This window comes from Erwinia sp. HDF1-3R, from assembly GCF_039621855.1.
Taxonomy (GTDB): Bacteria; Pseudomonadota; Gammaproteobacteria; order Enterobacterales; family Enterobacteriaceae; genus Erwinia.
Genome location: NZ_CP155071.1, coordinates 2,927,687 through 2,947,815, shown reverse-complemented (window position 1 = coordinate 2,947,815; position 20,129 = coordinate 2,927,687). Strand labels below are relative to the sequence as shown.

At 51.5% G+C, this 20,129-nt stretch carries 19 protein-coding genes; 14 read left to right on the top strand and 5 right to left on the bottom strand.

Translation table 11 applies throughout. The annotated features are described in order from the left end of the window. Positions 1-22: 22 nt before the first annotated feature. The 7 genes from AAGR22_RS13480 (at position 23) to AAGR22_RS13450 (ending at position 7,298) form a co-directional block, all read left to right on the top strand. Positions 23-529 carry an Lrp/AsnC family transcriptional regulator gene (locus tag AAGR22_RS13480; protein ID WP_067710057.1) on the top strand — a complete coding sequence of 169 codons (507 nt, stop codon included), beginning with the start codon at positions 23-25 and terminating at the stop codon, positions 527-529. Positions 530-622: 93 nt separating this feature from the next. Then, positions 623-2,416: a thiamine pyrophosphate-requiring protein gene (locus AAGR22_RS13475; RefSeq protein ID WP_345827997.1), complete on the top strand. Its 1,794-nt coding sequence runs from the start codon at positions 623-625 to the stop codon at positions 2,414-2,416. A gap of 40 nt (positions 2,417-2,456) precedes the next feature. Next, positions 2,457-3,302 carry an oxidoreductase gene (locus tag AAGR22_RS13470; protein WP_345827996.1) on the top strand — a complete coding sequence of 282 codons (846 nt, stop codon included), beginning with the start codon at positions 2,457-2,459 and terminating at the stop codon, positions 3,300-3,302. 518 nt (positions 3,303-3,820) lie between these two features. Beyond that, positions 3,821-5,068 (top strand): glycosyl hydrolase family 18 protein, encoded by a 1,248-nt coding sequence (locus tag AAGR22_RS13465; protein ID WP_345827995.1) that lies wholly within the window; start codon positions 3,821-3,823, stop codon positions 5,066-5,068. A 27-nt stretch (positions 5,069-5,095) separates the two neighbouring features. Beyond that, the gene (locus AAGR22_RS13460) at positions 5,096-6,469 is read left to right on the top strand and encodes a lytic polysaccharide monooxygenase (protein ID WP_345827994.1); all 1,374 of its coding nucleotides are present in this window, start codon (positions 5,096-5,098) and stop codon (positions 6,467-6,469) included. A 72-nt stretch (positions 6,470-6,541) separates the two neighbouring features. Continuing rightward, complete coding sequence (locus tag AAGR22_RS13455) at positions 6,542-6,877, top strand: phage holin, lambda family (protein WP_345827993.1); 336 nt, start codon at positions 6,542-6,544, stop codon at positions 6,875-6,877. Continuing rightward, positions 6,861-7,298 (top strand): lysozyme, encoded by a 438-nt coding sequence (locus AAGR22_RS13450; protein WP_345827992.1) that lies wholly within the window; start codon positions 6,861-6,863, stop codon positions 7,296-7,298. The genes AAGR22_RS13455 and AAGR22_RS13450 overlap by 17 nt, the downstream gene beginning before the upstream one ends. A gap of 49 nt (positions 7,299-7,347) precedes the next feature. Here AAGR22_RS13450 and AAGR22_RS13445 read toward each other — a convergent pair whose 3' ends face one another. The 4 genes from AAGR22_RS13445 to AAGR22_RS13430 form a co-directional block, all read right to left on the bottom strand. Continuing rightward, a complete protein-coding gene (locus tag AAGR22_RS13445; RefSeq protein ID WP_345827991.1) occupies positions 7,348-8,169 on the bottom strand; it encodes a glycosyltransferase family 8 protein in 822 nt (273 codons plus the stop codon). Between the two features lie 18 nt (positions 8,170-8,187). Continuing rightward, positions 8,188-9,570: a D-arabinono-1,4-lactone oxidase gene (locus AAGR22_RS13440; protein ID WP_345827990.1), complete on the bottom strand. Its 1,383-nt coding sequence runs from the start codon at positions 9,568-9,570 to the stop codon at positions 8,188-8,190. 156 nt (positions 9,571-9,726) lie between these two features. Then, positions 9,727-10,365 (bottom strand): TetR family transcriptional regulator, encoded by a 639-nt coding sequence (locus AAGR22_RS13435; RefSeq protein WP_345827989.1) that lies wholly within the window; start codon positions 10,363-10,365, stop codon positions 9,727-9,729. 73 nt (positions 10,366-10,438) lie between these two features. Continuing rightward, positions 10,439-11,200, bottom strand: coding sequence for a hypothetical protein (locus tag AAGR22_RS13430; RefSeq protein ID WP_345827988.1), 762 nt, complete (start codon positions 11,198-11,200; stop codon positions 10,439-10,441). Positions 11,201-11,432: 232 nt separating this feature from the next. On the opposite strand from AAGR22_RS13430, the gene AAGR22_RS13425 reads away from it, so the two are divergent. Next, a complete protein-coding gene (locus tag AAGR22_RS13425) occupies positions 11,433-11,615 on the top strand; it encodes a hypothetical protein (RefSeq protein WP_345827987.1) in 183 nt (60 codons plus the stop codon). Positions 11,616-11,744: 129 nt separating this feature from the next. Here AAGR22_RS13425 and AAGR22_RS13420 read toward each other — a convergent pair whose 3' ends face one another. Further along, the gene (locus AAGR22_RS13420) at positions 11,745-12,740 is read right to left on the bottom strand and encodes a LacI family DNA-binding transcriptional regulator (RefSeq protein ID WP_345827986.1); all 996 of its coding nucleotides are present in this window, start codon (positions 12,738-12,740) and stop codon (positions 11,745-11,747) included. Between the two features lie 243 nt (positions 12,741-12,983). Here AAGR22_RS13420 and AAGR22_RS13415 point away from each other — a divergent pair, with 243 nt between their 5' ends. The 6 genes from AAGR22_RS13415 (at position 12,984) to AAGR22_RS13390 (ending at position 20,121) form a co-directional block, all read left to right on the top strand. Next, positions 12,984-14,228 (top strand): MFS transporter, encoded by a 1,245-nt coding sequence (locus AAGR22_RS13415; protein ID WP_345827985.1) that lies wholly within the window; start codon positions 12,984-12,986, stop codon positions 14,226-14,228. 14 nt (positions 14,229-14,242) lie between these two features. Beyond that, positions 14,243-15,676 (top strand): glycoside hydrolase family 32 protein, encoded by a 1,434-nt coding sequence (locus tag AAGR22_RS13410; protein ID WP_345827984.1) that lies wholly within the window; start codon positions 14,243-14,245, stop codon positions 15,674-15,676. 1,148 nt (positions 15,677-16,824) lie between these two features. Beyond that, a complete protein-coding gene (locus tag AAGR22_RS13405; protein ID WP_067710031.1) occupies positions 16,825-17,442 on the top strand; it encodes a helix-turn-helix transcriptional regulator in 618 nt (205 codons plus the stop codon). Between the two features lie 785 nt (positions 17,443-18,227). Further along, positions 18,228-18,779 carry a type 1 fimbrial protein gene (locus AAGR22_RS13400; protein WP_067710029.1) on the top strand — a complete coding sequence of 184 codons (552 nt, stop codon included), beginning with the start codon at positions 18,228-18,230 and terminating at the stop codon, positions 18,777-18,779. 87 nt (positions 18,780-18,866) lie between these two features. Next, positions 18,867-19,580 carry a molecular chaperone gene (locus AAGR22_RS13395; protein ID WP_345827983.1) on the top strand — a complete coding sequence of 238 codons (714 nt, stop codon included), beginning with the start codon at positions 18,867-18,869 and terminating at the stop codon, positions 19,578-19,580. Next, complete coding sequence (locus AAGR22_RS13390; protein WP_345827982.1) at positions 19,540-20,121, top strand: fimbrial protein; 582 nt, start codon at positions 19,540-19,542, stop codon at positions 20,119-20,121. Before AAGR22_RS13395 ends, AAGR22_RS13390 begins: the two co-directional genes overlap by 41 nt. The last annotated feature ends 8 nt before the right edge of the window (positions 20,122-20,129 follow it).

The window sequence follows — 20,129 nt, the reverse complement described above, 5'->3', positions numbered from 1 at the left end:
ATGTTGCTACATTGAGGGTGCTATGAACGGTTTAATGAAACTCGACCGCATTGACATCAATATTCTGGTGCAGCTACAGAAAGATGGCCGCATCAGCAACGTCAATCTCGCCGATGCCGTCGGCCTTTCTCCCAGCCCCTGCCTGCAGCGCGTAAAGCGCCTGGAAATGGCCGGTTTTATTACCGGCTATGAGGCGCATATCAATCTGACCAAAATTACCGACTCGGTCACCGTATTTACCGAAGTTACGCTGGCCGGCCATCGTCGCGAAGACTTTATGCGCTTTGAAGCGGCGCTGAGTGAGGTAGATGAGCTGATGGAGTGCCACCTGATCACCGGCGGCTATGACTATCTGCTGCGCTTTATTACCCGCAGTATTGAGCACTACCAGGAAGTGATAGAAGGGCTGCTGGATGCCAAAGTCGGTATTGATAAGTACTTCAGCTACATTGTGATCAAATCTCCGATTATTAAAAGCAGCGTGCCGCTGCGCTCGCTTATTTCCCGTCATACCCAGGTCGAATACTGACCCTAACCTTTGCGCGCCGGAGCGGATATCGCAGCGCGTCGGGGTGACTCTACTATCATTAACAGCCTGTGCTAAAAAAACACGAGGCTAATAATGAGCAAAAAAACCAGTGACTTCTTCGTTGAGCGCCTCAAAGCCTGGGGCGTGACGCGTATTTATGGCTATCCTGGCGACGGCATCAACGGCGTGCTGGGCGCGCTGCAAAGGGCAGAAAAACGCGGTGAAGGGATAGAGTTTATCCAGGTGCGACATGAGGAGATGGCGGCCTTTATGGCGGTCGGCCACGCCAAGTTTACTGGCGAAATGGGCGTTTGCCTCTCGACCGGTGGACCGGGCGCCACGCATCTGCTGACCGGTTTGTACGATGCGAAAATGGATCATGCGCCGGTGCTGGCCATCGCCGGACAGGCTGAAACCACCGCAAGGGGCTCCAGCTATCAGCAGGAACTGAACCTCGATCGGGTATTTTCCGACGTGGCCAGTTTTGTGCAGGAGACCGCCACGCCCTCACAGCTGCGTCATCTGGTCGATCGCGGCGTGCGCCTGGCGAAAGCGCAAAATGGCGTAGCGGTATTGATTATTCCTAAGGACGTGCAGGATGAACCCTGGGAAGAACCCGCCCACGCCCACGGCTTTACCCACTCGGCGGTGGGCTATCAGCGCCCGCGCGTCATTCCCTACCCGGAAGACCTACAGCGTGCCGCAGAGGTGCTGAATGCCGGTAAGCGCGTGGCGATACTGATTGGCGCAGGCGCACGCGGGGCGGCGGTCGAGGTGGTGCAGGCGGCAAACCTGCTCGGCGCAGGCGTGGCGAAGGCGCTGCTGGGCAAGGACGTGTTACCCGACGATGCGCCTTTTGTCACCGGCGCGGTGGGGCTGCTCGGCACGCAACCCTCGGCGGAGATGATGAAGTCCTGCGATACGCTGCTGATGATCGGTTCCGGCTTCCCCTGGACCGAATTCCTGCCCGAAGAGGGACAGGCGCGCGGCGTGCAGATTGATATCGACCCGGCGATGCTCGGGCTGCGCTATCCGACGGAGGTGAACCTGCACGGTGACGCGGCCGAAACGCTGCGCGCGCTGCTGCCGCTGCTTGAGCAAAAGACGGATCGCAGCTGGCAGGAGGATATCGCCGTACAGGTACAGGCATGGTGGAAGGTGATGGAGGAGCGGGCCATGGCGTCTGCCAGCCCGGTGAATCCACAGCGCGTGGTGTGGGAGATGTCGCCGCTGCTGCCGGACAACGCCATCGTGACCTCTGACTCCGGCTCCTGTGCGAACTGGTTCGCCCGGGACTATCGCGTGAAGCAGGGCCAGCGCGCCAGCCTGTCCGGGGGACTGGCCTGCATGGGGGCGGCGGTACCCTACGCCATTGCGGCCAAGTTTGCCGAGCCTGAAAAGCCGGTGATAGCGCTGGTGGGCGACGGGGCGATGCAGATGAATAATATGGCCGAGCTTATCACCATTCAGAAATACTGGCAGCAGTGGGCCACGCCGCAGCTGGTGGTCTGCGTATTCAACAATCAGGATCTCAATCAGGTCACCTGGGAGCAGCGGGTGATGGAGGGCAATCCGCGTTTCGCCGCGTCGCAGCAGCTTCCTGACGTGCATTACGCTCAGTTTGCTGAATCTCTGGGGCTTAAGGGGATTTTCGTGGACGATCCGGAGCAGCTAGGCGCGGCATGGGCGGAGGCGCTGGCCGCAGACCGTCCGGTGGTGCTGGAAGTGAAAACCGATCCGGAGGTGGCACCGCTGCCGCCGCATATCACCCTGAAGCAGGCAAAGGCCTTTATGGCGTCGATGGTAAAAGGCGATCGCGGCGCGGGCAGGGTGCTGGCAGATACCGCCAGCCAGCTGCTCAATCAGGTTATACCGGGTAAATCGTGATGTACCATTTACGCACAATCATATTAATTGAGGATATCCCATGATCACAAACACCCATCCCGTCTGGTTTATTACCGGTTGTTCCACCGGCTTCGGCCGCGAACTGGCAAAAGAAGTGCTGAAAAAAGGCTTCAACGTCGTGGTCACCGCCCGCGATAAAGCGAAGGTCAGCGATCTGGTTTCCGGTGTGGAAGATCGTGCGCTGGCCGTCTCGCTGGACGTCACCGACAGTGCCGGGATTGAGCAGGCAGTTAAGGCTGCCGTTGATAAGTTCGGCACTATCGACGTGCTGGTTAATAACGCCGGGTATGGCTATCAGTCCTCGGTGGAAGAGGGCGAGGAACATGAAATTCGCGCGCAGTTTGACGCCAACGTATTTGGCCTGTTTGCGATGACCCGCGCGGTGCTGCCCGTCCTGCGCAAGGCGAAAAGCGGCCACATTATTAACATTACCTCCGTCGCCGGACAGATCGGCTTCCCCGGTTCGGGCTACTACTCCGCCAGCAAACACGCTGTTGAAGGCTGGTCAGATGCCCTGCTGGCGGAAGTAGGCCCGCTGGGTATTGCCGTCACCTGCGTGGAGCCGGGGCCATTCCGTACCGACTGGGCGGGTCGCTCGCTGCGCCAGACGCCGAATACCCTCGCTGACTATGCCGAAACGGCAGGCGTGCGCTTGAAAGGCACCTCTGAAGGCAGCGGCAAGCAGCCGGGCGACCCGGTCCGCGCTGCTCAGGCGATGATTGCCCTGACCGAAGCGGAAAATCCGCCGCGCCATCTGGTCATGGGCGCATGGGGTCATGATGCGGTGACCACGAAGCTTCAGTCGCGTCTGAAAGAAATAGAAGACTGGAAAGAGATGTCGGTCGGTACGGACTTCCCGAAATAAGCCACTGAACGCTGGTCTCACGTCAGCAGCGTCTGTTGCGCGCCGTCACAGCCACCGGGCAGGTATGCCGCGGTGGTTTTTTTTATCTTTATTTGCCATAAATTTTTTGGGCACTGACGCTAAATAAAGTCACCTCATCCTGATATACATTCGCTGATAATTAACACTCAGTCAGCAGGCCTGGCATAAAAAATCCGTCATAGCCGATAGAATTTATTGCTTAATATCTTTTTATTTAGGATGGAAACTATTTTTGTTTTTTTATCCGCCAGTACGAAATTTTTTTATTTAGCATTTGGCTTCAGGAGCCTCTGCTGACTGGGCTGCCACCAAATAAGAATGAATTAATATTTTAATGTTTATGATATGTGAAATTATTGCAGTTGAAAATCCCCCTCCCCGCGAGTAATACTTTTCCAGGTGGATGTGCAAAATTTTACTCTGCTGCTAAATACATTTCCTGTTGTTAATAGGTAAAAAATATTTTTTATTCACTCTGTTACTGACCTGGAGGTTTTATGAATCAATCCACTGGAGCGTCGGCATATTCAACCGCTCCTGCTGCATCTAAAAGTGCAAATAAAGTTATTATCGGTTTCTGGCATAACTGGGGGGCAGGTGATGGCATCGGCTATCAGCGTGGCCGTTTCAGTGAGATGCTGCTGTCTCAGGTGCCACTTCAGTACAACGTAATTGCCGTCGCCTTTATGAAGGTGTTGCCGGGAAGCGATAATATTCCTGACTTTAAACCTTATAGAGGGAGCGCGGAGGAATTCCGCCAGCAGGTTGAACTTGTGCATGCCCAGGGGCGTAAAGTCCTTATTTCGTTAGGCGGAGCCGATGCGCATATCGCACTGCGAAAGGCGGATGAAAGCGCCCTGATCGACCGTATTATCTCGCTGACGAATCAGTATGGCTTTGATGGGCTTGATATTGACCTTGAGCAGACGGCGATCGTTGGAGCGGATAATCAGATCGTTATCCCGGCGGCACTTAAGCAGGTAAAAGATTATTTTCGTCGGCAGGGAAAGAATTTCATTATCAGTATGGCACCGGAATTCCCCTACCTGCGCAGAAACGGAAGTTATGTGCCTTATATCAACCAGCTTGAAGGATATTACGATTATGTGGCACCGCAGTTTTACAACCAGGGAGCCGATGGTCTGACCGTCAACGGTTTAGGCTATCTGGCGCAGGATAATGACAGTGTAAAAGAGGATTTTCTCTATTATCTGACGGAAAGCCTCGTCACCGGTAAGGGAGATTTTATCAGGATCCCGCCGGAAAAATTTATTATTGGACTGCCCGCGAATAATGATGCTGCGGCAACCGGCTATGTTGCTGATGCGGGTGACCTTACACGCGCCCTCAGCCGTCTTGATTTAGCCGGTCTGTCGATTGCGGGCTTAATGACCTGGTCGGTCAACTGGGATGAAGGCTACTCAAGTTCCGGCGTGGCTTACGGTGGTGAATTTATTAAGCGCTATGGCTATCTGTCCGGCCCGCTACCGGATCCTGCACCCAATCCCGACCCAACACCCGATCCCACACCCGATCCCACACCCGATCCCACACCCGACCCTACGCCCGATCCAACACCCGATCCTACGCCCGATCCAGACTGGCCGCAGTGGCAGGCAGGCATCCGCTACCAGGATAACGACCGGGTCAGTTGGAACCATCAGCACTACCTCTGTGTGATGCCGCATGAATCCAATAGTTTCTGGCAGCCGAATCTTGCCCACTCGCTCTGGAACCTGATCTGAGCCGTATTTCAACTGAAAGGTAAAATTATGTCTAATACGAATACACCGATCATCAGTACCGCAAAATCGCACGGCAATACGCGTCATGGCCACGTATTTTCACCGGCATCCCGTGCCTGGTTCGCGTGGGAGGAAGGGTTGATCGATAACGGTCAGCTGAATCAGCGCGAAGCGGGAAAATTTTTCCCTGCCGTTCAGTCGGGCCTGACTGATGTTGTTGCATCAACCGATTCAGCCAACGCTACCCCGCCCAAAGACGGTAAAATTGCCAGCGCCAATCAGGGTAATGCTGAATTCCTCGATGCGCCGGGCAGCCACTGGAAAAAACACGCAGTCCTCTCTTCTGAATTATTGACAATATCCTGGGCTTACAGCGCCGTGCATACCACCCGACGCTGGAACTATTTTATCACCCGTGAGGGATGGGACCCGTCTCTACCGCTCAGTCGCGTGCAGTTTGAAAGCCAGCCCTTCTTTAAGGTTGAATTAACCGAACAACCGTACTGGAGCCACGGGGCAGCGCTTACGCCGCCGGAGCCAACGGTTCACGATGTGATGCTTCCCCAGCGGCAGGGCTATCATGTGCTATTGGCGGTGTGGGAAGTGGCGAATACCGGTAACGCTTTTTATCATGTTATCGATCTGGATTTCACCGGCGATAGTCAGCCCGGTGAGGAAGTCCCTGCGGCACCTGCGGGGCTGCGTGCGAATAACATAACCTCTGACAGCGTGACCCTCAGCTGGAATGCCTCATCAACGGCAGCCGCAGCGTATCGGCTCTATCGCGATGGCGAGCTGATTTACAACGGTCCGCAGCTAACCTTTAAGGACACCGAACTCCAGCAGAACAGTCGTTATCGCTATGCCGTCTCTTCGGTGAATCAGGCCGGGGTGGAATCTGCCCAGAGCCAGTCGCTTTCGGTTGATACCAGTGGAACCGTCTTCCCGGATACGCCGCCAACTGCGCCGGCGCATCTGCACAGCATGGCAGTCACGTCAACGCGGGTAGATCTGATGTGGACCGCTTCCACCAGCGTCAACGCGCTGCTGGAGTATATCGTTTATCGCGATGGCCATGAGATTGCACGGGTTCCCCTGTCCCAGCAAAGCTACAGCGACGCCGGTCTGCGGCCTGAAACCTCGCTGCGCTACTTTGTGGCGGCACTCGACGTCAAAGGCCAGCTCTCCGTCCCCAGTAATGTCCTCGCCGTCACCACGCTGGCTGATGAAGATACAGGCGGGGGCAACGTTTATCCTGCCTGGATTCTGGGTGGGCGTTTCAATGCCGGTGATAACGTTTCCCATGGTGGGCGTAACTGGACCTGCCTGCAAACGCATATTGCCTATTCGCCGGAGTGGGCACCCGGTCTGGCACCGACGCTGTGGCGGGAAATTAAATAGGTTTTTTCGGTAATCACTCCGCGTTCTGGCCCTTTGACCGGGCCAGAACGGTATGACTGTTCAGAGGCCGCGATGAATTCCACGATAAATTTTATTCTGGAAGAGTGCGCAAAGTGGATAGTCGAATATTTGCCCACCTTTTTCTCTGCCCTGTCGGGAATGCTGATTGCTTTTTTTATGGGAATTTATGATGGCAAATCATGGTGGAAAATAATTTCCAGCACCTGCATTTGTGGCGTATTTACCCTGGCCGTCTGTAGCTCACTGGAGCATCTGGGGCTACCAGACAGTGCGGCCACGCTGGTGGGAGGAATTATTGGTTTCTCAGGGGTGGAAAGAATTCGCAATGTCATTACGGGCATCTTATATAAACGATTTGGAGCCGACGACGATGAAAATAAGCGATAGAGGTATCAGGTTTATTAAACAGGAAGAGGGCGAGCGGCTGGTAAGTTATCGTGATGTGGTGGGCATCTGGACGATAGGCGTAGGCCACACCGGGAGTGTTGACGGTCTCCCCGTGCATAAAGAGATGAGAATTGATGCCAAAAAATCGACTGAACTCTTACTGATGGATCTGCGCACGGTTGAAAGGGCGATTAATAAAGATGTCAGCGCGGCGATGAATCAAAATCAATACGATGCCCTGTGCAGTCTGATATTTAATATTGGCATTGGTGCTTTTCGTGATTCAACCCTGCGAAAAAGGCTGAACGTCGGGGATTATAAGGGCGCAGCCGATGCTTTCCTGATGTGGAAGCGTGCCGGCAGTGCGAAAGATATTTTGCTACCGCGCCGGGAGCGCGAGCGGGCGCTTTTTATGTCCTGAGAGGTGGAGCGCTAACTTCTCCACCTCATCAACCTCTATTTATCTGTCGTCAACTGGCAGAAATTTCCCACCACAGGGCATTCAACGCAGAATACCGGTCGTTTTTATCCGGCGCTTTTTCCCAGGGCTTATCGAGAATAAAGTGGATATTTTTAACCTCGGCGAGATCCCACATTGCCGCATGCTGGAAAGGCAGCGTCTTTAACGCGTTATAGATATAGGGAAGCGGCTTCCAGCGCTGATGGTAGTAATCGTTGAGGAAGTCCTGCTCGGCAAAGAGATAGCGGGATAAATCATCCAGTTTGGACAAACGGTGTACCATATCATCAAATACCGCCTGGCTGGGTGTGAGCACCAGAAATCCGCCGTTCAGGTAATTGTCGACTTCTGCCGGTTCTTCCGTATGCTCCAGGCCCCGACAGTAGCTGTAAAAGCAGTTTTCAGGCCGCCAGCTTTTTGGATAGCTGGCAATCTTATTGGGGTTGCAGCGACAGGCGTGACAGGCCGCAATCCCTTCTTCTTCCAGCGTTAGCGAGAACAGCTCATCCATATTCTGGGTCACCAGCATATCGGCATCCAGAAAAACAATGCGATCGTAGTCGGTCAGTTTCCAGGCAGCCAGCTTGGTCCACACTTCTGAAAAGCGCGCATTGGCATAGTTGTGCTTCAGGCTGCTGTCCGGGCTGAGCGCCTGCACTTCCTGCACCCGGCAGCCCAGGTCCTCAAGTGACTGCCGGGTCGCGACGTCGATATTCTCGGTCACCATCACCACCAGCGGGTAGATACTGCCGGCCTTTTTCAAAGACGTTGATAGCGCCCTGACGCCGACGGCGTAGCCCGGCTGTGTTAACAGGGTTGCCCATGCCTTCATTGGCCTTCTCCTTTATAATCAGTCAAATAAAGCTGCGGTAAAGTGGTTTTCAAATTTATGCTGCGGATCCAGCGCTTCCCGCGCCTCCAGGAAGGCAGGCCACTCGGGGTAGAGGGCTGGCCAGTCATAGAGCGACGCGTCGAAATATTTTCCCCAGTGCGGTTTGCCCCCCTCTGCGGCCAGCAGCTTCTCCACCGCCTGCAGAAAATTCACGCCCTCTTCAGAGAGGGAACCGTCCTCGGCATAGTAAACCACAAAGCCAAAGAAGCAGGTCGCTTCTGGTGCTGACGGGCTGAGCCATGAGGATGACGGGCCGGTACAGCGTAAAATAATCGGATAGTGCATATGCGGCTGGGTTTCAGTATGCCAGGCCTTAATCTTAGCAATGACCGCAGGCGCTCGCGCCAGTGGAATGCCGATTTCAACGTTAATCTGCGGGGTGGCAATGCCCCGGCAAAAGACCTGATAAACGTCTCCGGTAACGTCGGAAAAATCCTTGAAACGCGTGACGGTACGAAATGGCTTGCCGTTCTCGTCAACGATTTTCGTGTCGCTACGCATATGCTCCAGCGTCTGATCGATAGTTTCATTCATCGCATCGCTGGTTTCTTCCTGGGTTACTAACTCTTCGTTGTTATCACGATACTGGCGGATCTCAACGTCGCTGGCCTCGCGGGCCGTCCAGACGTGGACCTGGTTTTCATTGGGGAACCACCAGGCTTTGCTGAGCGCATAGTCATGATTCCAGTCCAGCAAATCCTGCTCCAGGCTGTCGGCGCTGACGGCGTTTTTGAAACAGGTGTAGATGGTCAGGGGCTGAGTACGCAGCGTGACCTGGGTGACCACACCCAATGCGCCCAGTCCAAGCTGGACCGCCGGGAACCAACGGTGGTCGCGGGTATACTCGGCAATGCTGCCATCGGCCAGCACCATGCGGATGCTTAGCGCCTCATCGGCGATGGAGCTCTGCTGCAAACCCTGCCCGTGGGTACCCGTTGCCAGGGCACCCGCCAGCGTCTGGGAAGCAATCACGCCCGGCGAGGAGGGAAGCATGCGGCCTATACCGGTCAGCATTTCATACACTTCATGTAACGGCGTACCGCCCGCAAAGGTGGCGCTATCGTCGGTAATCGCAATCAGACCGCTCAGGTTGCTCAGGTCAACCAGCGTATCCTGTTGCCCGGCCACCTTTAGCATCCGACTGGGAGACATTTTGCTGCCCGTAACGCGAATCTTTCCTTCGCTCGCCGCCACCAGCGTTTGCAGCTCAGCCTCATTCTGGGGTGATTGCACGGCACGTTTATCAGCAATAGGGCCATTTTGTGCCCAGTTCCACAGCCGGGAATCGTTTTCGCTCAAATGAGGCTTACGGAGTGGGTAACCAGGGTTTTCGCATGTCATTGACAGCTCCTTTGATCTGGACAATATCAGGGGGATTAAGCACAAAGGCGCAGGGGTTGAATTTATATTCACTCCTCTTAAGCGTAGCCGATCCGCCCCCTAAAATACAGCCACGGACAGGTAAAAACTGTACAGGGTTGAATTTATTGTACAGATTTATCCTCGTGGGCGCAGATAGCGAAGCGTGGCATCTACTACCAGCTGGCGATTGCGCGCAATGCTTTGCTCTTCGTTTTCACTGCCGCCAAAGAGCGCGTGAAAAGTGTAACGGTTAGACACGTTGTGGGTGCAGATGCTGCTGATCAGGCGATGAACATCAACGGCGCAGGCCTCGGTATCAAAGACGCCTGCGGCTTTACCCCGCAGGAGAATGGCATCAAGCACCTCAAGCGCGCTCTGGTTCAGTGTTTTAAGGCGCGTGGACTGACTGATATAACGCCCGCGCATCAGGTTCTCGCTACAGACCAGCCGCATAAAATCCGCATGGGAAATGTGATAGTCAAAACTCGCCTCGGCCAGCCTCGCCATCGCTTTTTCAGGGGGTAAATCAGCCAGTTTCAGGCCGGTTTCATGGCTGCGGATCTGCTGATACACCGATTCCAGCACCTGTATGTACAGGTTTTCTTTTGTGGCGAAATGGTACACCACCATTCGTTTGGTGGTCTGGGCAAGGGTGGCTATCTGTTCCATGCGCGCGCCCTGCAGGCCAAATTCCGCAAAGGTGGTGAGCGCACCGGCCAGGATGCGCAGCTTTAACCCCTGCGGGTCATTTTTTCTTTTCTCAGTTGCGGGCATAAAAGATGGGTCAGTCCAGTTTTTGCAGGGCGTAATGGGGTGACAGGGTGGGTAATACTATCACTACTGGCGATTAAAAGTAGGGGTGGGTCCCTTCAATCACGCTCTGGTGGTGGGTTTTAATTCTCTTATTTAGCTGGGCTTCATCCGGCAGGGGGCGACCGCGCAGTACCGCTTCGGTGGTAAAACAGAAAATCAGGATGCTGCGGCTGCACAGCGTAGCGGCATCGCTGTAGCTCTCCAGCGATCGGAAATAGTCGTCTGTCTCCTGCGCACGCTGGTGGCTGGTCTGCATGGCGGTCACCAGCTGCCGATAGACATCCATTGCTTCGCCCAGCACGGGGATTTTACTGATGGAAAAAGCCAGAATTTTCTCAACCCGGACGAACAGCAGGCGGCGATGCTTTGAGGTGAACAGCTCCTCCAGCGTTTCCTGCCACAGGGTGAATGTCGTTGCAAACAGTTCATTTTGTACCCTTTGCAGGCTGGCATACTGCCAGGGGAAGGTGCCGTTCAGCTGAAAAAAGGCGCTCTGGTAGCAAAGGTAAGCAGCCTCATCGGCGGTATCGGTCAATACCAGCTCGTTGCTGGCCAATTCAAAGTGCTGCAACTCCTGCTGGATGCGCAGGCTGTGTTGCTCAATCGGCCTGGCTTTACGCAGCTGGAGGGAGCGCAGCGTTTCCAGGTCATGGAAAGTCGCCATAGCGATTTCGCTGGCCATCAGGGCCTTATTAACCGTTTGTATCACCACCGGAGAGTCTACCACCGAGCGTTCGGCCAGGAGCTCGTTACGTCGGTTCAGGTAAGCGGCGGCGGGGGTGAGGAAGTTACTCATGGAAAATCTCATTATCGGGAAATAGGCAAAGAGCAGACATGGCTCTGCCTGAAAGATCTCAGTATGGCATAAGATGGCGGCAAGATTGCCAGGGGCAGGCCCTTTTCAGGAGAATGCCCAAAGCCAATTTCTGGCTATTCTCCGAACAATAAGATATTTCCCCTATTCTGCCCGTTGAGGTTAAATCAGCTCTACCGCACAGCATGTTACTTGTTACAGCAGGAGCAGAACCATGAAGCGATTTTTACTGACCGTCAGGCGTTCGTTTTCCACTATCCTGAGTCGGGTGTTTTCAGCGGCGCGTTCTGATGAAGGTATAGATGCGTCCCGGATCGCCGAGTCATTACTGCCCGTCAGTCAGCTGTATGGTTTTGAAATGAGCTACTACCGTACGCGGGAGATCTATGAAAAATAGCCGCTACCAGCTGACCGTCAGGTTTTGCTACTGGAATGAACTGTGCACTCTGGCGCAGCATTCGTACGCCGCATAAGTGAGATGCGGTCAGGCTATCGGTATAGCAGCGTGACAGTAAACGACATACTGCTACACCGATTCCCGAAATAGCAATGGGCTTTCAACTTCTACCGTTTTCCGATGCGTCTCACCGTTGATGATATGCAGCGCGCTAAGGCGTCCAATCTCGTAATGGGGCAGCTGCACCGTTGAGAGCGGGGGCAGGAAGAGATGGCCAATACCCACCATATTATCGTAGCCTACTACCGCGACATCCTGCGGGATCCTCAACCTCTGCGACAGCAGTGTCTGATAGACCATAAACGCAATACGATCGTTCCCACACACCACGGAATCGAAATGAGCTCTGCCGTGGTGGATATGCGCCATAAGCATGTCGGGAATATCACGGTAGTGTTCATCGCCATACTCCATGTAACAGTGGTCAAGCTTATCAGGATCGATACCGGCTTCCCTGCAGGCCTTTTCCAGACCTTTACGCCGTCTGGCGGTAGCAAGATGGTTTACGGGCAAGTGTAAACAGAGGGGACGACGATAGCCTGCGGACAGGAGTGCCTGCACCACAGAATATTGCCCTTTTTCATCATCTGGAATATAGCTCGCGACCGGCTGATGCAGGCTTTCGCAGTTGGCCAGCGCGCAGGGGAGGCCTAACAGCTTCTCGGGTAATGGCACCTGTCGCAATCCCATTGTTGTATAGATAATGCCATCCGGCCGATGTGAGAGCAGCAGATCGACGATATTTTCCGGGCTGTCATCAGAAAACATGTTAACCACAAAGCTGTTCCAGCCATGGGCACGAGCCGTTTCTTCGATGGAAAGGGTGATTTCCACGGAAAAAGGGGTGGTGACAGTGTCAAGAGCCAACACGCCGATGGTATTTGGAATGGCGTGAGCGCCACGTATTTTTTTTGCCGATAAATCGGGCACGTATTGCGTCGCGTCGATAGCGGACTGTACGCGAGACAGGGTCTCAGGCTTCAGGCGTTCGGGAGAGTTTAATGCCCTGGAAACTGTCATCAGCGATACGTTTGCCAGTTTTGCCACATCTTTCAGCGATGCCATTCTTTTTGCTCCAAATTTGTCACGACGCAACAGGCTATAAAACTTACCTGGGTTGTAAAAGGATCATACGTAATCCTGGCCTGAGCGTGAGGTTTGCTCTGCGTAAGGAAGGATGATTATAATCTCATAGTGCCATTGTTAACGTTAACTTTTGTGAGTGGTATCCAAAATTACAGTAAAACAGCATGCATTTTATTTCATGTTAACGTTATCATTTACGCATCCCTTTAGTATGAGATTGCCATGATGAAAACCCGCCACTCTCACAGTTATCTGATACTCAGCGCGCTGTTATTCTTTTTCTTTGTGGCCTGGTCTGCTACAGGTTCGCTGCTCTCTATCTGGCTGCATCAGGAAGTCGGTTTGAAAGCAGGGGAGATCGGGATCCTTTTTTCAGTGATCTCGCTGTCCACGCTGTGCGTGCAAGTTTTTTATGGTTTTATTCAGGACAAGCTTGGTCTGCGTAAAAATTTACTCTGGTTTATCACGGCACTGTTGATCTTATCCGGCCCAGCCTATCTGCTTTTTGGCTTCCTGTTGAAACTGAACGTCTTTCTCGGAAGTCTCTTTGGTGGTGTCTATATCGGTCTGACATTCAATGGCGGTGTTGGTGTACTGGAATCCTACACCGAACGTGTCGCGCGTCAGAGCCAGTTTGAATTCGGAAAAGCAAGAATGTGGGGATCGCTGGGCTGGGCCGTGGCAACGTTTTTCGCCGGGCTATTGTTCAATATCAACCCGAAAGTAAACTTCGCAGTCGCCAGCTGTTCAGGCCTGATCTTCTTTATGCTTTTGATACGCTTACGCGTCTCTTCGGCATCACACGCGATGCAGGAGGCGGTGTCAGGCGGGAAAGTCACGCTGAAAGATGCCTTACGGCTGCTAACCCTGCCGCGCTTCAGGGCCCTGATATTCTTCGTGGTCGGGACCTGTATTTACAGCGTCTACGATCAGCAGTTTCCGGCCTATTTTACCTCACAGTTCCCCACGCAGCAGGAAGGTAACGCCATGTACGGCTATCTGAATTCGTTTCAGGTGCTCCTGGAGGCTGCTGGCATGTTCTGTGCGCCATGGCTGGTTAATCGTGTCGGGGCCAAAAATGGCCTGATTTTCGCTGGAATGGTGATGGCAATGCGTATGATCGCTTCCGGGTTAGTGGAAGGTCCGCTGCTTATTTCCATCACTAAGCTGCTACATGCCGTTGAACTCCCAATTCTGTTAATCGCTATTTTCAAATACAACAGCCTTAACTTCGATAAACGACTCTCTGCCACGCTCTATCTGGTGGGCTTTGCCTGTACGAGCTCAGTGGTCGCTACCCTGTTATCGCCCCTGGCAGGCTACAGCTACGAAAAATATGGATTTGCTCAGTCCTATCTGTTTATGGGGCTGATGGTATTCGGTATCACCTTTATTTCCATCTTCTTGTTGCGATCCAGTAAACCCTCCGGGGATCCGCAGGGCCGTAACTTTCTCCTGGCTGAATAAAATAAGTGAAGACTATGACCTACTCAATTGCTGACGCTGAACAGGAACTTCAGGCTAAACACGCGAGGTTAAACCTGCGCTGGTACCCGCGCTATCACCTGGCCGCAAGAGCGGGCTGGATGAACGATCCTAATGGCCTGATCTGGTTTGAGGGTTGGTATCACGCTTTTTACCAGCATCATCCCTATTCCACCCAGTGGGGACCGATGCACTGGGGACATGCGCGGAGCAAAGATTTGCTTCACTGGGAGCACTTACCCGTTGCTCTGGCCCCGGAAGGAACGGAAGACAAAGACGGCTGTTTTTCTGGCTCGGCGGTGGTTGATGGCGATACCCTGGCGCTCATTTACACCGGGCATAAATTTCACGGCGACGCCAGAAACGACGAGAATCTTTATCAGGTACAGTGCCTGGCAACCAGCCGCGATGGTGTTCACTTTAGGCGGGAGGGGATTATCGTGGATACGCCTGCCGGCCTGCATCACTTTCGCGATCCTAAGGTCTGGCGCGAAGGGGATAGCTGGTACATGGTCGTTGGTGCACGCGTTGGCGACACCGGGCAAGTACGGCTATACCGATCGGCCGATCTGCGTGAGTGGCAGGAAGAGGGCATTCTGGACCAGGCGAAAAGCGATATGGGCTTTATGTGGGAGTGTCCTGACTTCTTTCTCCTCGAGGGTAAACGCGTCCTGATGTTCTCTCCACAGGGGCTGGCCGCGAAGGGTTTTGAGAACTGCAACCTGTTCCAGAGCGGCTATCTGGTCGGTGACTGGCAGCCCGGCCAGCCGTTTGTCCGCACGGAAGAATTTGTCGAAATGGATCACGGGCACGATTTCTATGCCCCGCAGAGTTTTCTGACGCCAGATGGCCGGCGTATCGTCATTGGCTGGCTGGATATGTGGGAATCGCCGCTGCCGGAGCAACAGGATGGCTGGGCGGGGATGTTATCTCTACCCCGTGAACTGAGCCTTAATGAGCATAATCGCCTGCAGATGCGGCCAGCGAAAGAGGTGGAAGCTTTGCGTCAGTCCTGGTTCCCCTGGCCGGTGAGTACCCTGAGAAACCAGGCGGTTCTGATGGCGAAGAAAGGGGAGGCCATGGAAGTTGTACTTCACTGGGATTGCGCGAATTGTGATGCGGAACAATTTGGTCTGAGCCTCGGGGAAGGCCTGCGTGTCTATGTCGATAGCCAGATGCAGCGTCTGGTGCTGGAGCGCCGCTACCCTCAGCACGGATTATGTGGCACGAGAAGCGTACCCTTAGTGGCAGGCGCGGCTCTGGCTTTACGTTTATTTATCGACAGCTCTTCAGTAGAAGTGTTTGTTAATGACGGTCAGGCATGCCTGAGTAGCCGAATTTACCCTGATGCTGACCACCGGGAGCTAAGTTTGTTCGCCTGGCAAGGAGCGGCGACATTATCAGATGCAGGCGCCTGGGCGCTGGAGTAAGTAGCATTTGACGTCATACATAACCCGGGCATGAATGATGGACAGTTATTACTGCGTTTATCTGTGGCCTGGGTAGACACAACTTCGGCGCATTAATATAAATATATAAGCACGTCTTTTCTGCCACCACGGCACCCACCCCTCTCACGCTGTTACTTCACGGCCGCCTGCGCTACCGCTTATCTCACGCTGTTACTTCACGGTCGCCTGCGCTACCGCTTATCTCACGCTGTTACTTCACGGCCGCCTGCGCTACCGCTTATCTCACCCTGTTACTTCACGGCCGCCTGCGCTACCGCTCATCATCCAGTACTTATAAAGGGCATTGCGCTTTACCTGAATTCTGAGCAGGGGCGTGGTGGCGATATGGAAATTCTATAAAGGGGGTAAATAACCTTTTTATACAGGGTGAATACCACAATTTTTTATGATCGTTAGCGTATTAATACTGGCTAATATAAAAATCAGGGTCGATAAGCTATTCTGTTTGTGGTTTTAATTGAGGAAATCCTTTTTAATATATTTTTTTATACAATTGGTTAAAATATTGTATAGCTGTTGATATTAAGAATGTGGTTTTAGCTGCGTTTAATATGTTAACGTTAACATAGTGCTCATGGATGAACCAACCCTGCGGTCCACAGCGTCATAGGGGAGGACGAGGCTGATACGCAAAACCTCTATAGGATCATCCCAATTTATCTGGAGGCTAAATATGAATGCACTGTCTGAAAGGGATCGTGATTAAAAACAAGAGGAGATGTGCGTCCTGACGAGCCGGGCAGGTGTTTAAGTTAACTGGATGTGACGATTTTTTTATCTATTGATTACTAAATATTGATTAGTTTCACCTATTGAGCATTGGAGGTTAATTTCTTCGTTAAATTTTTAAATTAGAGAGCTTGGACGAAAATTCTTATTATTAAAATTTATTAAACATTTGTTATCCAGGAAAATCATAGTGCAGTCATATTCATTCTAAGAAAGATCTGAACCATGAGCAGGTAACATGTAAATTTCACATCTGTGTATCTTTGTTTCTGAATTAAAAGCAGCTATATATATTTGAATAATTGATTTTCCACTACCTTGCTATTCCTGAAAATAGTTGATAAAAATAACCCTTGGCAGTAAGAAGGATTGAAAGTATGCGTGCGTATGGAAATGTATTATTCTCTTTTTATTCTGAAAACCTATTTTTTAAAAAAGGACTATATGAATTATTAGATGAAGTGCATTCATTATCAAACTATAGCGATAGCACAAAAAAGATCCTTAATTATGGTATTTCAAGTGATTACTATTGGATTGATATTGTTGTATTGTCATCGAAGAGTATTTTTGAGAAGCTGCCACAAAGGGAAACATCATTGGGTGATGATAGCACGGGCGTAATTGTCTTTTGCTCTGAGAACATGAAACATGTTGTCAAAGGGATAAGCGGTTACGAGAATGCAATATTTTTCACCGATAATCTGAATTTAGTAGAAGTCAAAAGAGTCTTAAGTAATATCATCTTTGGTGGCAGTAATAACCGGAGAGGGATTTTTGAGAAGACTAAGTTCGATCAGCTGACAGATAGAGAAAAACTGGTATCAGTGCTTTTAAAAAAGGGCATGAGCCATAAAGAGATAAGCAAGCTCACCGGGATTAATGTTAAAACGGTAAGCTCACACTTACGCTCTGCTATGTCAAAGTATAAAGTCAATAATGTTTTAGAGTATTGGGCGAAGCTCCTATACATTAATGATGTAAACTGTAGTTAGCTAAGACGCTTATCCTGATTAATATCATAGAAAGCAATCATCACTTACTCACCTAAGGATGATTGCTTCTATAAGAAGCCATTACCCGCCTAAGCGGAAAATCGCAGTAGCCTCCCCTAAAACTCCTCCATTCTGGCGCCGCTGTCATGTCATGTCATGTCATGTCATACCGGATGTCACTGTTCCCTGTTGTTGCTCAACGGATTATCGCAACGCCGATAAGAAAAGCCTCTCTTCTAAAGACGTTAACCGCTACGGGTCTTCTGCGCGAAATGTCTCACATGGGGTCGTGATGACTCGCCCTTTACCCAGATGACGGCCGGTGAACACCTGTTAGCCCGGGCAAAATGCTTTTTCCTGGAAACATACCCGCTGTTTGCTTATTACACAAATTTACAAATATTTTAAATAGCTTCAATGAGGAAATATCCTATACCACCTGATTCTACGATAAACGAAATGTCCTAATTTAAGATAAGCCTCATGCCTGAATATAATGATAACGACCCGCTGGTGGCTCTCTCGATCTTTGAAATATCCTAAAGCCACGGTTCTGTCAGAATATTATCATATAAGAAGATTCTGACACGTATTTAATGGGTATGCGGAACCCCCTCTGGTGCCCCGTTGCTATCAACTTGCACGTAAAGTATTATTTTTTCGATCTCGCGAATCTACTGTGGTTTTGTGTTTTCATCAGAAGCGCATTCAACCCGAACGGAATTTTCGAGAGTGTTCATTTTTACTAAATTTGATTTATCAGACGAATAAAAGGGAAATTCACTATGTCTATTTCAATTTTTAAAACAGCACCTGTTGCCTGTTTATTTTTGGCCGCGGCTGGCACGGCTACAGCGGCAAATAACGCACAGATTACAATCACGGCAAACGTTGTTGCCGCAACCTGTGATGTTTCCCTGTCAACCAATAACCTGGATTTAGGCAACTTCACACCATCGCAATTTACCACTGTCGCAGTACCGGTCACTTCCAGCGTAAAAAAATTCACTGTTGGTATCAATAACTGTGAAACGCCAAAAGCGGCCTCGGACACTGCCAGCCTGGTCGTCTCTGGTCAGACATTGGGTGGGAACGCGAATATGTTCAACAGCACCGGAACCAATACAGGGATCATGATTAGCCAAACGAATGCGCCAACAACATATCTCAATAACGGCGACAAAATCCTGATAGCCACCGCCGCAAGCAGCGACCCTTCTTCAGCCGATCTGAATGGTAAAACATTAAGCTTGCAGGCTGGCCTGGCGTCAACATCCACTACTGCGGATATCGGTGCGGTAAATGCACCCGTCCTGTTCAGCTTCGCTTATAACTGATTAGCTGAGCATTTTTACTTTTCAATACGCCATTTTATTGATTCTGAAGCGGGTTTAACGGCTCGCTTTTTTACTCTGGAGTTAAGTATGACACGCTATATTTGCTTCTGCTCAGCAAGCGCGATACTCCTTTTATCGGCAACGGTAGCCCAGGCTGAAGGCTTTGGCATCAACGCAACGCGCCTGATCTACCCTGAAAATGAAAAAAGCATTAGCGTTACGCTACGTAACACCATGAGGAACAGTCCTTATCTTGTACAGACGAACGTGAGTGCTGAACAAAGTAAAATGGTCGCGGCACCCTTTATTGTCACTCCGCCATTATTTCGATTAGAGCCGCAAAGCACCAATCAGGTTCGTATCACTTTTAAGGGAAGCGCGCTCCCTCAGGATCGCGAATCCGTTTTCTATTTTAACGCTGCCGGCATACCAGCCAGTTCTTCACCCGCGAAAGAACAGCAAACGGCAGGAGTACGGGGCATGGCTCAGTTCGGTGTCGGCAACATAATTAAGCTTTTTTACCGTCCTGATGGTTTAAAGGTGACATCGGCGGAAGCACAGAAAAATCTCATTTTCTCCAGAGACCTGAAGGGTCTTAGAGTAAGTAATGAATCACCCTACTTTGTCAGTTTTGCCAGTATGAAAATTGCAGGAAGAGGGGTGGCGCTTGATACCCCACAGCAAAAAATGATTGCCCCATTTAGCAGTTATGTTTATCCAACATCAGCTAAATCCGGAGATATATCCTGGGAGACGATTAATGATGTTGGGGGTATCGGTGCGCATACAGGACGTTTTTAAAATAAAATGGATATCTGGTCTGTTTCTTATCCTGTCAGTCATTTATATGCCACCCGCTGTAGCGGTTACCTTAAATTTCTCCGCAATTCTGACGGACGGGACCTGTGAAATTAGCGTAAATAAGAGTGTGCTTTCATTAGGCGACGTGTCGGCATCGCAGCTAAAAGCCAATAAAATGGTTGCGGCACAACCCTTTCAGCTGAATATCCAGAATTGCGTGTCGGTTAGTGCAAGCACCGCCTTCTCAATTAAGGTTTCAGGAACGGGACGTCTTCAGGATGGCAAGTGGTTATTTGGAAATAGCAACGGTGCTGAAAATGGCCCAGGGATTATGCTGGTTCAAAGTAGTACCTTGCCTGATTATTCAAATTCAGAGATACGCGATGGAAGTACGATTGCATTTGGTGAAAAAGGGATCACGCCACCCGACCAAAGTCTGACGTTTTATGCCGGAGTGAGCTGCGGCGGCAATACGGGGTGTGCAACGGTGACCCCGGGAACGGTATCTGCAACCGTCATGTTTGATCTCGAGTATCGCTGAGAGAATGA